The organism is Spirosoma pollinicola, assembly GCF_002831565.1.
Lineage (GTDB): Bacteria > Bacteroidota > Bacteroidia > Cytophagales > Spirosomataceae > Spirosoma > Spirosoma pollinicola.
Genome location: NZ_CP025096.1, coordinates 4000657 through 4014094 on the forward strand (window position 1 = coordinate 4000657; position 13438 = coordinate 4014094).

12 protein-coding genes are annotated in these 13438 nt (G+C 48.7%); 2 read left to right on the forward strand and 10 right to left on the reverse strand.

The genetic code is table 11. From position 1 onward, the window contains the following. Positions 1 to 185 precede the first annotated feature (185 nt). The 7 genes from CWM47_RS16805 to CWM47_RS16835 all read right to left on the reverse strand — a co-directional run bounded on the left by CWM47_RS16805 (position 186) and on the right by CWM47_RS16835 (position 7650). Positions 186 to 3401 (reverse strand): nSTAND1 domain-containing NTPase, encoded by a 3216-nt coding sequence (locus tag CWM47_RS16805; RefSeq protein ID WP_100989415.1) that lies wholly within the window; start codon positions 3399 to 3401, stop codon positions 186 to 188. Between the two features lie 26 nt (positions 3402 to 3427). Then, positions 3428 to 4564: an SIR2 family protein gene (locus tag CWM47_RS16810; RefSeq protein WP_100989416.1), complete on the reverse strand. Its 1137-nt coding sequence runs from the start codon at positions 4562 to 4564 to the stop codon at positions 3428 to 3430. A 40-nt stretch (positions 4565 to 4604) separates the two neighbouring features. After that, positions 4605 to 5627 (reverse strand): trypsin-like serine peptidase, encoded by a 1023-nt coding sequence (locus CWM47_RS16815; RefSeq protein WP_100989417.1) that lies wholly within the window; start codon positions 5625 to 5627, stop codon positions 4605 to 4607. 324 nt (positions 5628 to 5951) lie between these two features. Further along, on the reverse strand, positions 5952 to 6302 hold the full coding sequence (locus CWM47_RS16820) for a hypothetical protein (protein ID WP_100989418.1): 351 nt from the start codon (positions 6300 to 6302) through the stop codon (positions 5952 to 5954). Between the two features lies 1 nt (position 6303). Beyond that, the gene (locus tag CWM47_RS16825; protein ID WP_100989419.1) at positions 6304 to 6654 is read right to left on the reverse strand and encodes a hypothetical protein; all 351 of its coding nucleotides are present in this window, start codon (positions 6652 to 6654) and stop codon (positions 6304 to 6306) included. 66 nt (positions 6655 to 6720) lie between these two features. Then, on the reverse strand, positions 6721 to 7074 hold the full coding sequence (locus CWM47_RS16830) for a hypothetical protein (protein WP_240625927.1): 354 nt from the start codon (positions 7072 to 7074) through the stop codon (positions 6721 to 6723). A 195-nt stretch (positions 7075 to 7269) separates the two neighbouring features. Then, positions 7270 to 7650: a hypothetical protein gene (locus CWM47_RS16835; RefSeq protein ID WP_100989420.1), complete on the reverse strand. Its 381-nt coding sequence runs from the start codon at positions 7648 to 7650 to the stop codon at positions 7270 to 7272. A 172-nt stretch (positions 7651 to 7822) separates the two neighbouring features. Here CWM47_RS16835 and arfB point away from each other — a divergent pair, with 172 nt between their 5' ends. Further along, positions 7823 to 8224 (forward strand): alternative ribosome rescue aminoacyl-tRNA hydrolase ArfB, encoded by a 402-nt coding sequence (arfB, locus tag CWM47_RS16840; RefSeq protein ID WP_100989421.1) that lies wholly within the window; start codon positions 7823 to 7825, stop codon positions 8222 to 8224. A gap of 19 nt (positions 8225 to 8243) precedes the next feature. Beyond that, complete coding sequence (locus CWM47_RS16845; protein WP_100989422.1) at positions 8244 to 9704, forward strand: sulfatase family protein; 1461 nt, start codon at positions 8244 to 8246, stop codon at positions 9702 to 9704. Positions 9705 to 9769: 65 nt separating this feature from the next. Here CWM47_RS16845 and CWM47_RS16850 read toward each other — a convergent pair whose 3' ends face one another. From CWM47_RS16850 to CWM47_RS16860, 3 genes are all read right to left on the reverse strand, one after another. After that, on the reverse strand, positions 9770 to 11308 hold the full coding sequence (locus tag CWM47_RS16850; protein ID WP_100989423.1) for a SulP family inorganic anion transporter: 1539 nt from the start codon (positions 11306 to 11308) through the stop codon (positions 9770 to 9772). A 297-nt stretch (positions 11309 to 11605) separates the two neighbouring features. After that, a complete protein-coding gene (locus tag CWM47_RS16855; RefSeq protein WP_100989424.1) occupies positions 11606 to 12289 on the reverse strand; it encodes a 3-keto-disaccharide hydrolase in 684 nt (227 codons plus the stop codon). Positions 12290 to 12412: 123 nt separating this feature from the next. Continuing rightward, positions 12413 to 13420 (reverse strand): hypothetical protein, encoded by a 1008-nt coding sequence (locus CWM47_RS16860; RefSeq protein WP_100989425.1) that lies wholly within the window; start codon positions 13418 to 13420, stop codon positions 12413 to 12415. Positions 13421 to 13438: the final 18 nt, after the last annotated feature.

Consider the following 13438-nt stretch of genomic DNA (forward strand, 5'->3'; position numbering starts at 1 on the left):
AATGCCTGATAATAAGTAAGTTAAAGGTGATGTGTTTTTGTCATCCCGACGATAGGAGGGATCTTCGGTAGAAAAGAAACTCTCCAGTTTACCGAAGATCCCTCCTATCGTCGGGATGACAAAAGCGCGTTTTTTTTACTTTCATAATAGTCCATTATTCACGCTATACTAGCTAAAACAGTACGTCAATCTGGCAGACCGGCCGCATCACGGTCACTTTTAGTTAGTTTCGGATAGATGCGGTTGACAACATAATTGAGTTGGTTTTTTTTATTGTCAACGAAAAAATACAGCACAACATCATGCTGATTTTTCACTTTTATAAGCGGGCCTGCCATCCTTAGAGAAGCAGGCTGAAACAGGGTGCTATCGCCAGCATTCAACACGTCAGGCTTGTTGGTCAGGCCGCGTTCCAGTTGGCTTATTTCAAAAAAGGCCAGTTGCTTGGGCGTTACCCTAATCAGTTTGCTATCGATTCCGTTTGGTGGTGCATAAAATACGTAGCGTTCGGAGGAGCCGGTCGATAAGCGCGAGATGTCGGTTTGTCGGCCAGTAACGACATTATACAAATACGAATTTTTAGCGGCCGAATGTATTTGGGTATACATCAGGTAAGCTGCGCCCGTTTTAGCAACAGCATTCAGGGGGAATGAAAAAAGCTGGCTATTGCCCGTATTTATGTTGTAATTGTATGATAACGAATGGCTTGTGTATAAAACATGTCCTGCTAATCCAAACGACAGGTGTGTGTTCACCGCCTGAGCAATGGTGTTTAAGGCGGTCTTGGTTTGCGTTAAGTCGACACGAAACATACTGTATACGCCCGGTGCTGATGCTTTTCCTGTTACTTCAGGTCTGGTCACGATCACCAGAGCCGACTCGTTTCGGTTAAAGATAAGGTCGTTTATGCGCATCGTTGGGTTAGGAAGTCTGACCGTAGTTTGCCGTTTTTGGGTTACAACATCGACGATAGTCAGCTGGCCACTGCTGTTGAGTGTAATCAGGTATTTCCCGGTTGGGGAGAAACGAGCATAAACCGTGTTGGGGTAAGATGCCAGCAATTGATCTTTACGCAAATTCAACAGGTCATACTGGTTTTTACCCGGATGGTTGACCAGCATAAAATCCTCCGACGAAGCGAACGTCAGATTGTCCAGTGTAAAGTCAGGAATTTGGTTGGTATAGCGCTCGAAGAATTTATTAGGGCTAAATTTTTCGTTGAGGTTATAAAGATGCGCCTGCCCCTGGCAGTCGATTGCTGCCAGCCAGTTTCCTTTGGGGGGTAGTACGACTGTTTGGGCAGCATACAGGACGGAGTTTTCTGTGTGTGTTCGTGTACCTCTGCTGGCCAGCGCAGCACTCGTAAGCAACGGGTAATACCCTTTGCCCAGCGGGAATACTTTCTTCTTTTCCTGAAGATCAAGTACCTGCAACAAACTGTCGTGTTGAAAAACGATCAGGTAGTTGTTTCGCAGTTGTAATCGTGTGGCGGATGTTACGTTTAGTGAATCATAGAGCCAGTCTATTTTCTCATACAGGCTCGAATCTGTGTTGCTGGGGTTGTGCGCTGGTTGCCATACTTCGAGCGAGTTGTTCTGAAATAGACTGGCAACGTAATGTATGGTTGTATCCTGAACCGTAAACTGTGTTGTGGCACCAGAAAAAGGAACCATCATATAAGTTCTGGTTCTCGCGTCCAAATCGTCTTTCGTGCATGGTATCAGACTCTTGCTGCATGGTATCCATTTCAGTAGATTCTCGCTGCTCTCCCAAAGCCGGTATGCCATCCGCTGATTCCCGGCGGTGTACTCATCGGAGCCCCAATCGTTATTGGCGTTTGCCAGGTTGATGCGCCCATTAACCAGAAAATGGATGGCCGCAAAGGAAGCTCCGAAAGCAATAAAGGCAAGAATAAATAGCCAGAGGGTAAGGCGTTGAAAGCGTTTTCGCTGTTGTTTTTCCCGGTTAAATTTAGCCTCCTGTTCGCGCAGTTTCAATAACTGTTCGGCTGCTTCCCGGCGTCCGGCAATTCGATTTTGTAGAGCAGTACGTAACTGTTTAACTTTTTCAACAGGTTCAATTAAGGTGTCATGGCTTAGTTCGTAAGTCCGGCCGAGGTGTGTATCGTCGGCCCGGATGAGCCGCACTTCAATCAGTTTATCAATCAGTTGATCGGCTGTTTTATCATCACCCAATGATTTTCGCATTTTCGCAGCCGCCAGCCCTACCCGATGACCATCAACAATCAGGTCATTTTCGAGCACCGTCCGAACCTTGTCAATTTCCTGCGGGCTGCCAATTTTGGTTAACTGCGTGCGATAAAATTTATCCAGAATTCGATTGATACTCTGGTCATTATGAATAATGTCCCTGTCTACAACGGGCTCCTGCCCCTGAGCCACTTTTTCTTTTATCTTCGTTTCTATGTAGTTGCAAACGATCTGAAGTTGTGAGCTTTCAATTTCACAAAGTTCAGGTCTGTCTGTATGCTCGTTGGGTAATTCGTCAGGCTTCGTGTTTTTGTTGCCGCTCAATACCCTGATGATCGACTCACGAACGTAATCTTTAAACGTAAACTTCGGTGAATTGAACTGCCCGTCGGCCTGAGCGGGTTTGTCAATGGCTTCACGAGCGCGGTCATCTATAAGCGGAAGAAGCTCATACCGATTTCGCAAAATCATGGGCATCTTTCCCCGCAGCTTATGCATCTCAAAAAGCCGGTCGGCCCGAATGGCAAACAAACATTTTACGAGTGGCTGTTTGCTCCAGGCCATCATCTCGGGCGTTCGATCGTCGAAGTCGGTTTTCAGCAGCCATTGCATGATACGAAATGGCGACTGGTCGTTCATCAACTCGGCCAGTTGATCTATGAAGTCATTCTGTTGCTGCTGATCATACAGGAATAATTCTTCGAACTGGTCGAACATGAACACAGGAATAGCGCCATTCGGAAAGGGATGCGTTTTCACTTCCTCCCATAGTTGAGGGATTGGCGCCGTATTGAAATCGTTGTGGCAGTCGGGTTCCGTTTGGCCCTGCCAGGCGGTTTTGAACTCGCCATGTAGCTGAGTTAACACAATGTTGAGCAACACATTGTCTGACAGGGTTGCTTGCTGATCTACGGCGCTGTCATCGTCGGTTCGATTTTTTTGTTTTTGAAGGCGAACCGGAATTATTTGGTAATGTAATGGCCTGAGTTTAGGAGCAAGTCCGGCATTGAGTAATGAGCTTTTGCCCAACCCCGATTTGGCGAACAATACGGTAATCTGTTCGGCTCTTACCAGGTCTAATAAGTCGTCAATTTCTTTTTTTCGCCCAAAAAATAGATTTTGCTCATTACCCGTGAATGAGCGAAGTCCTGGATATCGATCTTGTAATACATCTACTTTGGACGTGTCCATGCAGGTGGTTTTTTATACGTAGTAATTCACTTTCCGCCCAACTCTCGATACTTTTCCAATACCTGCCCGATAAATTTTGCCAGATCATTCGTAATGAAATAGAATTTAAATTCTTCTTCAAAAAAATCCTGATTTGCCGGTATAACAATCATGTTTTCGGGAAAAATTGAAAACCCGCGTCCTTCCTGTCGGCTAAGGCCAAAAACCGTGCTGAATAAAATTTTTACATACCACTGCTCAATATCAAAGCCAAGAAATAAATAGTATTTCTGGTCATCGAATTCCGCCTTTATTTTTTTGTCGATGGCTGGACGTTCCCGAAGTACTTTGTCCATAAATTTAAGCAACCGACTTTCAGACAGCATCAAAGAGCCTGGGGCATCAAATGAGCCTAATAGGTTATAAAACAATGTTTTAGGCTGATCTTCGGCCAGGTCAGACTGCTCATTGTAATTCATAATGGGCTGGGCCTCACTGGAAAGATTTTGATTGTTTTCAAACGAATAATATCGATAAATACACGTATTTGGTTTTCTTTCTTCGATAGTTCGATATAGTTTTTTATCGGGATTCGTATTGATGATAATAGGGAAATATAATTTAGCCAGGCGTTCGAACAACAGGCTGCTTTCATCCTGATTTTCTTCGTAGAATTTACTGGCTCTCTGCCCTAAATCCTCGGGAGTGAATGTCGGAATTTCGTTATACCGCTGAGCAATGTAGCTCAACTGATCTTTTTTAGTTTCCTCAAAAAATATAGGCTCCGACCGCTGTTTTAATTTCGCTGCCAACTCTGTCGAAAATGCCTTATCGAAAGGCACCGGCAAACCATCCTGATTGCACATTAACAAACTTGGTCCCAGAAACAGGATGCATTGTTTTTTGATAATTGCCTCCGCTATAGCCGTTACCTGTCGTTTATGCGCATCCTTTAAACTGTCCAATAAATTAAGCAGGAACACATTATTTCCGCCCACTTCTTCCCGCGATGTAACGCAGCTCAGCAAGTCAATGGACTGTTCTTTATAGGGTACAATGCGCCGAAGGATAATATCCCAAACTTCATAGGCTGTTCCGATCATGGGAATATCCCCTACGGGCATATCAAGCGCTTTTACCAGTATCGCTTTCCAATCATTTGGTGTAGGATACAGGTTGCCCAAAGTCCTTGTTAGCTTGAATAAAAATCTGGGTGTCACAGCTTTAGTTTGATAACGTAATCAGTGCTTCGTTGATTCTGCGTGCGTCGATACCTTCGTTCCGGTAAACGGCCTGGCTTACGCCCGGCTCCTTAATCCAGCCACCGCTGTGATGAAGTGCCACAATTTGCCAGCTTGAATTGAAAACGGGTGAGCCCGACGAACCCGGAAGGGTGTCGGTTAAATATTGTACACGGGTATCATCGGCATACGTAACTATATTATGGTAGAGGGCAATTTGCTTGGGGCCCCCTGCCGGATGCTGGATAATATTAACAAAGTCGTCCTTTTGTGGGGGCGTGTTGCTAAAGGTCAACTGCCCATATTTAAGGTTCATATCGTCGGCTAACTTCACCAGTGTGTAGTCGAGCGAAACATCGGTTTTAAAATTCTTCGGACTGGCGTCCGGGCTGCATAGAACTTCCTCTGAAACAAGGTCCAGACCTGCCCAGTTTTTCTGAAAATTGAACTGAACTTTTGCGTTCCGCGCGGTCGCCATATCCGGAATGACATGATTGTTTGTAACGATGTAGTTATCCTGCACCAGAAAACCCGTACCCGCACCTTTGCCAATGTCAATTCGCACAACGGCCTGCGCACATTGCAGTCCCTTGTCCAGAAAGCTTATGGGTAAGAGCGTGTTGACGCTGGTCATCAGTTTCTCCAGATGGTCGGGGCTTTCCTGCTCCTGCCAATTGGCATCAGCCGTTACGGGCGATTCAATAATGGTCTTCCCGTCAATCAGATTGCTTAAAATGGTTTTCAGGAAATCATCTTTCTTCCCCCGCTCTTCAGACGAGGTTACCGTCTGAAGCAACGAAATCAACAACTCATGGTTATGAGCCCCTCTGTCGATAGTGTTGGCGTAGTTCAGAATATTGAACCAGACGGTTTTCATAACGCCCGAAAAATCAATGTCGCCGGTGCTTAGATCGGCTGTTTTTGCAATCCGGTACGCATCTTCTTTGGTGTAGTATAGATCGGCAAGGCGGTAGTTCAGTGCCGTCAGGGATTCGTTCCAGGGCATGTTGCTGTGATCGGGTTAGTGTAAAAGACCATATACGATGGGCTGAGCTTGTCTTTACTACTACTAAGTCGTACTAAGAGTCTTCTTAGGAAACTTATAACTAATTTAGTTGTAGCCAGATAAATTATTAGTGATCGGTATGCTTATTTATTTAACCAAATAAACTGCCTGTGAACCTGTTATGCCGTATCGGTAGCTTGTTGGGTGTGTAGATGAATTGGCGGTACGTATAAAATAAAACGGTTCTGTCCGTCCGGGTGGCGTCGGGTTTGAGAACCCGATACCACCCGGACGGACAGAACCGTTGAGTAACTTACTTACTACTTACTGATTCCCTACCTGACCGGCCAGCGAGCGCAGAGTTGCCGCCAATCCCTCAAGTCGGGGGGCGATGTCGCCCTCTGAACCCATCATCGTGCTGAATTCGGCAGTTTGTGTAGCCAGCGTTTCGAGCACTTGAACCAGCTCGTCGGTATTGATCTGGTCGCTTTTTAGTTGCGTTTTCAATTGTTCGAGTGTGCTGGAAATATCCTTCGCGTTCTCGGCTTTATTGAGTTCTGCCAGCCATTGATCAAGAATGCCCGTACCGCTTTGGGGCGTTTTGCTAGCCAGATCGCCCTCCAGAACATCCATTGTAGAGTCGAGCAGTGTTGTTGATTCTTCGTGTGTGAACATATCAAAAATGATTGCTGAAACTGCGCAGTGACTGGGCTAACTGCGTAAGTTGATGGGCCGTTGCACTATCAACAACCGGCTCGTGCGAGAGGGTCGATGTATGACTGGCCATACTGAGCAATAAATGCCGGATTTTCTCAAGATCGTACTCGCCTGTTTTCAGGTGATCACGGAGGATGGTTAGTTCAGCCATAATCCGTTCGGCACCCACATCGCCCGGCAGGGCATTGAGCCAGCCTTCGAGTAATAAAATACCTTGTTCGGGGGTGAGTGTGGCCTGCTGTCCTTCGCCAAATGCACCGAGCGTATCGGTCAGCATCCGGTGTTCAAGTGTAGTTTCTGTTCCTTCCATAGCGTATGTAATGAATTATGCTGTTGACGCTGTTAATTAGTTCTATTTTGTAAGATTGTTTCCTGATTATGAGTTAGTTGAAAAGCTTCTCAAAATCTTTGACAGGCTAACCAGTCCGCCTGTCCAGGTGCCTTCGGAGTTGGAATCTTCGGCTACATCCTGAGCCTTGTCGGCTAAGCTTCCTAGTAAATCCCGGATATAAGGCTCGTCGGGCTGGGTCGCCTGCAAAGCCGTTCGAAGCTCATTAAGTTGACCCTGAATCTGCTCCATATTTGAATCCCCCGCCAGGGCCTGTAGCCAGCCATCGAGAAGTATGACGCCTTGAGTAGCCAAAATAGGGGTCAGGTTGTTGTCCCGAAACGCCTTGAGGGTATCAGTAAGCATACTCTCTTCCAAAATATTTGATCCCAGCATGTTCATGATTGGTTAGTAGTTGTTGGGTTACTGGTTACTGAGTCACGAATCAATAACTCACAAACATGTCCTAGCAAGCGTTTTTATTGCTGTTAGTGACTTGTTGTACTCCAAATAACCCGTCAAAGACCGGTTTGTTTAGCCAGTCCGAAGACACATACCGGCAAGATGAACGGCAACCTGTGCAAGTGAGTTTATTAGTTAGTCCTGATCAATACGACTTGTAGCCTGCCGGTGCAAATTTTCAAGCACCGCAATCAATTGCGACAGTTCAGTCTGTTCAGTAATGGCTTCGGGTGTTGCCGCCACGTTTCGGGTTTGCTCAATCAGGTCCTGTAATAATGACGCGATTTCCTGATTGTCGGGCCGGTTGTAATGTTGGGCTGTGTCGATTTCAGCCCGGAGCCGTTCGAGTGTTTCGGCAATGTCGTCCGTAGCCTCGTCGCTGGCTTCATCGAGCCGATTCAGCCATTTATCAATGAACGACAGTCCGTCCGTCGTTGTCGTTTCAGTAACGGCTCCATCGAAGGTATTCACCGTCTGGCCGACGAGTGAAATCTGATTTTGATCCTTTGCAATCATGATTTAGTTTGTTGTTTTTTTGTCAAAAGCTTATCCGGTGTAATGGCTATTTTTTGATCATGATAAGCTATACCGTTGAATCCATTAGTTTTGGAACTAACCGACTCCTCCATTGATTGTTCGTCGGATACCAATATTTTAACAGCCAATTAACAGGTTAATTTAAGCAGCTATGGATGCCACCCGATTACAGCCCGAGTTACAGTATCAGTTTGCCCGAAGTGGGGGAGCGGGCGGGCAAAACGTGAATAAAGTAGCGACCAAAGCTGAATTGCGTTTTGATGTGCGAAACTCGCAACTACTGTCCGACGACGAGCGGGTTATTCTGGAAGAAAAACTAGCCAATAAACTCACGACCGAAGGCGAGCTGGTATTGACCCACCAGACCGAACGAACGCAACTGGCAAATAAGGAAAAGGTAACAAAGAAGTTTTACCGGCTTATTGAAAAGGCGTTTGAGAAGCCCAAACCCCGCAAAGCGACAAAGCCATCCCGATCCGCTGTAGAAGAACGCATTTCGCAGAAAAAGCAGAAGGGTGATGTGAAGGAAAAGCGCCGAAAAGTGGATTACTAATTCCCGTTTTACATCTTTTATGAAATTGATGCCTACCCGCTTATCGCGCCTTGTGTTGAGCGTCTTCACACTGGCTGGCCTTGGTTTATCTAGTAGCGACTGGGTCGAAAAACCGGCTCCGGTAACCCCGCCCAACGTCGTTCTGTTTTTTATGGACGACATGGGCTACGGCGATCTCTCCGTGACGGGTGCGCTGGACTACACCACTCCGAATCTGGATAAAATGGCGGCAGAAGGCACCCGGTTTACTAATTTTCTGGCGGCTCAGGCCGTTTGCAGTGCCTCGCGGGCGGCTTTGCTTACGGGCTGCTACCCCAACCGACTCGGCATCTCGGGCGCGTTAGGGCCGAACTCGCCCATCGGTCTGAACCCGAACGAAGAAACCCTTGCCGAGTTGCTGAAAGAGCGCGGATACGCGACCGGCATGTTCGGGAAGTGGCACTTGGGTGATAATAAGCAGTTCTTGCCCCTACAGCAGGGATTCGACGAGTATTATGGTGTCCCGTATTCGCACGATATGTGGCCGTTGCACCCCGCCCAGGCTCAGGCAAAATACCCACCGCTGCGGTGGATCGAGGGTAACGAGCAGAAGGAGGAAATCAAGGATTTAGATGACGCAGCTGAAATTACCGGTACCATTACCGAGCGAGCCGTTTCCTTTATCCGGAATCATAAAAAGAAGCCCTTCTTCCTGTACATTCCTCACCCATTGCCTCACGTGCCGCTGGCGGCTTCGGCTACGTTTAAAGGCAAAACGGCACGGGGTATTTTCGGTGATGTACTAACGGAACTGGACTGGTCGGTCGGGCAGATTCTGGGCGAGTTGAAACAACAGGGATTAGATAAGAATACGCTTGTGCTGTTCATCAGCGACAATGGCCCCTGGCTCAACTACGGCGATCATGCCGGTTCGTCGGGTGGTTTTCGCGAGGGGAAAGGAACGTCGTTTGAAGGGGGCCACCGGGTGCCGTTTCTGGTTCGCTGGCCGGGCGTGGTGCCCGCCGGTAGGGTAAGTAACAAGCTGCTGACCGCGCTGGATATTTTGCCAACGGTGGCAAATGTGTGCGGTGCCCGGTTGCCTAAACAGCGAATAGACGGTGTTGACTGGGTGGCGTTGCTGAAGGGCGATAACACCGTGACGCCCCGCGATAAATTTTACTACTATTATCGAAAAAATAGCCTGGAAGCGGTTCGGCAGGGCGAATGGAAACTCGTGTTCGCCCACCCCGGACGAACCTATGAAGGATTCCTGCCGGGACAGAATGGCAAGCCCGGACCAAGCACCGAGACGCATGAGTTTCCAGCGGCTCTTTATGACCTCCGGCGCGATTCCGGTGAGCGTTATGACGTCCGGGAGCAGCACCCGGAGGTAGTGGCCCAACTGGAAAAAATTGCCGAAGAGGCCCGCGCTGATCTGGGTGATGATATTCAGAAGCGCACCGGTGCCAATGTGCGTGAACCGGGGCGAATTAGTCAGTGATATATAATCAAAGGTGGGTTGGTAAGTTAGGATGGGTGGTAACGTTAGCACCCATCCTAACAAGTCTAATCATCTGCCAGCACTTTATAGTCTGGGTCTTCCAGGATGTTTACGTCGATAAGGCTTCCGGCGTTTGTCAACAGGCGTCGGCAGTCGGCACTCAGGTGTTTGAGATGAATCGTTTTGCCTATCTGCTGATAGCTGCTGGTCAGCTTGCTGAGGGCTTCGATCCCCGACATATCGGCCACCCGGCTATCCCTGAAGTCGATAATTACTTCTTTCGGATCACCCGCCACGTCAAACTTTTCCCGGAATGCCATAACGGAGCCGAAGAACAGCGGGCCGTATAGCTCGTAATGTTTCACTCCCGTTTCATCGACGTGTTTTCGGGCTCTAATCCGCCGGGCATTTTCCCAAGCAAACACCAGTGCCGAAATAATGACGCCAATAAGTACCGCTAGTGCTAGGTTGTGGAAAAGGACCGTAATGCCCGCCACCAGTACCATAACCAATACATCGTGCCAAGGCATTTTCCCAAACGTCTTTAGACTGGCCCACTCAAAGGTGCCAATTGCCACCATGATCATTACCCCCGTGAGGGCGGCCATAGGCAGCTTTTCAATGATTGGCGCACCAACGATAATAAAAAACAGCAGCATAACCGAGGCTACGATGCCCGACAGCCGCGCCCGTGCGCCGGACGAAATGTTGATCAGACTCTGCCCAATCATGGCGCAGCCACCCATACCCGATAGAAAACCGCTGGTTACGTTGGCAAGGCCCTGCGCTACACACTCTTTATTTCCCCGGCCGCGCGTCTGGGTGATTTCATCAATCAAATTCAGGGTCAATAAGCTTTCGATCAGGCCCACACCCGCCACAATGAGCGCGTAGGGAAAAATGATAGACAGAGTTTCGAGGGTGAAGGGTACGGCCGGGATATGAAACGGAGGAAATCCGCCCTGTATAGACGCAATATCGCCAACGGTTCGGGTGTTGATGTTGAGGCCGATGGTCAGTAACGAAACCGTAATAATGGCGACCAGCGAGGCTGGGACCGCTTTTGTTAACCGGGGCAAACCCCAGATGATGAGCATCGTCAGGGCGACCAATCCCAGCAACACCAGCAGGGACGTTCCCGTCATCCAGTGAAGCGCACCAGATGCATCGGCAACTTTGAACTGGTCCATCTGCGACAGGAAAATGACAATAGCCAGGCCGTTGACAAAGCCGAACATGACTGGGTGGGGCACCAGACGAATGAATTTTCCCAGCCGTAAAACACCTGCCAGTATCTGAATGAGCCCCGCCAGCACCACCGTAGCAAAGATGTATTCGACACCGTAGCTCTTAACGAGCGCGACGATGACAACGGCGACGGCACCCGTTGCTCCGGAAATCATGCCCGGCCGTCCGCCCAGGATAGACGTGACCAGCCCCATTGTGAAGGCAGCGTATAAGCCCGTTAAGGGCGAAAGACCGGCAATCAAGGCAAAGGCAACCGCTTCGGGGATGAGGGCGAGGGCTACTGTTAAACCGGAAAGTACTTCGTTTTTATAATCAACGCGCTGCTTGAAATCGAACAAATTCAAATACTGATTCATGAGGATATTACCTGATAGACAAAAAAGATCCACTAGCTGATGAGGACCAGCCAGTATTATAGATGCACTACGAAAAGCAGGAACTTTAAATCAGGGGGAGTAACCGGATAGGGCGACGAAGAGGCTGTCATTGATCAAAGATAGGTCTTTCCGGCTAAAGGATTTGCCGACATAGACACCTATAAAACACCGCATGAGGACAATCCTTGAATGGATGCTACTTAATAGACTAATAATTAAAACAGAAGGCCCTACTCTGATTGACAGAGTAGGGCCTTTCTCATTATGCGTACACGCCTATAACTCCCGAATCTTAATGTCTTTGTACCAAACGCGCTCTTTGGGGCTGTGGTTTTGCAGGGCAATTTTGCCTTTGGCGTGGGGTGTTGCATACGGCCAGCTGGCAAATTTGCTTTTGGTGACCATCGTTTTCCATTCGTCGGAACCATACTGATAGTCAACCAGCTTTTTGCCGTTCAGGAAATGCTCCACGTGGTTTTTGTTGACTACAATGCGGCCTTTATTCCACTCGCCGGGTGCTTTGGCAACGGAGAAATCGGAGGGCGGAATCATGTCGTAATTGGCACCCGTCATCTGGGTGTCTTTCAGCTTGTAGGGCTTACCGTCGCCATCCAGATAGCCTTTGTCGTCGATCACCTGATACTCCGGCCCCGACATATATGTTGACTTAATATCGGGGCTGTCGATTATTTTGTAAACAACGCCACTGTTGCTGCCAGCGGGAATTTTGAATTCGAATTCAAGCTCAAAATTTTCATATTCTTTGTCGGTCACGAGGTCGCCACCGGTGCCGTCGGGCGTGAGGGCCCCGTCTTCGATAGACCAGCCGACTACGCCGTCTTTGTGGTAGCTGTGCCAGCCTTTTATAGCCTTGCCATCAAAGAGAGATGTCCACTTGGGAGGAGCAGCGGTAAACGCAAATGCGCTGAGCAAAAGGCAGGGGAGAAGTAGCTTTTTCATGTAGTTTGGAATTTTAAGCTAATGTATGAAAAAGAGTAACGCGGCTGGAAAGCCGCGATCTATAGAGGCAACACTCCCCCTATGAATCGCGGCTTTCCAGCCGCGTTACGCGATTAAAAACGATCAACTCGCCATGTCGCGGGCTGCCTGTGGATCATTGTATTTGCGGTCGAGTCCGTCGGTCGATTTCTGGTCGGAGCGGTCCGGTCCGGAAATCATATCCTGCGCCGTGACGCTGCTTTCATCAGCCAGTTCGCGCGGAAGACTTTGAGCTTCCTTTGCTTCTTCCGGCCGTTCGCCCGGCTGATTTTCATGCGTATCTTTTGCATTGACATCATATGGGCGTGCCGAGTCACCGGTATCGGGTTTATCCTTCATACCCTCTTCATCGGGTCCCGCGGCTTCACCGTGATACGCTGTTCCCGCAACGGGTTCACTCGTTTCGAGATCATCCGGAGGCATCACACTGGGCAAGCCAGATGTAAACGTACTTAGCGTTCGGGCATTAATTTCATGCGAACGATCTGGCTGTTCCGGTTCCTGAATTTCGGGTGAGATTGGGTTTGGTGAACCTGGTAAGTCCGGGATTTCGGGGCCGGGTATTGGCGGAGCCGGAGGAGTTTCAGGAATACCCGGCATTGGCTGGGCTGGACCGGGGGTTCCCGGCGTTGGCGGAATCATATCAGCCATTGGGCTGCCTCCGCCAATAAAATTCCAGCCAGCGAACGAGTTTGTTTTGGTCTCCTTCGTGTCGGGCTCATCTTCGGATGGCAAGCCGGTATTGACTGCCGAGCCTGCATCCGGGTTGCCGGTAATATCACCAACGGCAATAGGGTCGTTCGGCATGACCGATGGATCGAACATGGTGCCCGCCCGAAGTGCCGCGTCCGAATTTTCGTATTTCTTTTTATCGTCACCGGTTAATGCCCGCTCTTCATCGCTACCCAACCGAATACGGGGCATATCGTCAGAAACGTCATCTTCGGTGTTGCCCATAGATACTAGTTTACCATCAACCAGCTTTACCATATTCGTTTCGGCCTGATCGGCACTGAACATCGTTTCGGCATGTTCGCTGGAGACTATATCGGCCTGTCTGGCTCCATCGGAGAGATTTTCGTTATTTTCCATGACTTTGTGAATGTTTTA

Bases quoted from the DNA above. Each gene is read 5' to 3' on its own strand.
- CWM47_RS16805 (WP_100989415.1), bottom strand. From the start codon at position 3,401: ATGGACACGTCCAAAGTAGATGTATTACAAGATCGATATCCAGGACTT.
- CWM47_RS16815 (WP_100989417.1), bottom strand. From the start codon at position 5,627: ATGCCCTGGAACGAATCCCTGACGGCACTGAACTACCGCCTTGCCGAT.
- CWM47_RS16820 (WP_100989418.1), bottom strand. From the start codon at position 6,302: ATGTTCACACACGAAGAATCAACAACACTGCTCGACTCTACAATGGAT.
- CWM47_RS16825 (WP_100989419.1), bottom strand. From the start codon at position 6,654: ATGGAAGGAACAGAAACTACACTTGAACACCGGATGCTGACCGATACG.
- CWM47_RS16830 (WP_240625927.1), bottom strand. From the start codon at position 7,074: ATGAACATGCTGGGATCAAATATTTTGGAAGAGAGTATGCTTACTGAT.
- CWM47_RS16835 (WP_100989420.1), bottom strand. From the start codon at position 7,650: ATGATTGCAAAGGATCAAAATCAGATTTCACTCGTCGGCCAGACGGTG.
- arfB (WP_100989421.1), top strand. From the start codon at position 7,823: ATGGATGCCACCCGATTACAGCCCGAGTTACAGTATCAGTTTGCCCGA.
- CWM47_RS16845 (WP_100989422.1), top strand. From the start codon at position 8,244: ATGAAATTGATGCCTACCCGCTTATCGCGCCTTGTGTTGAGCGTCTTC.
- CWM47_RS16850 (WP_100989423.1), bottom strand. From the start codon at position 11,308: ATGAATCAGTATTTGAATTTGTTCGATTTCAAGCAGCGCGTTGATTAT.
- CWM47_RS16855 (WP_100989424.1), bottom strand. From the start codon at position 12,289: ATGAAAAAGCTACTTCTCCCCTGCCTTTTGCTCAGCGCATTTGCGTTT.
- CWM47_RS16860 (WP_100989425.1), bottom strand. From the start codon at position 13,420: ATGGAAAATAACGAAAATCTCTCCGATGGAGCCAGACAGGCCGATATA.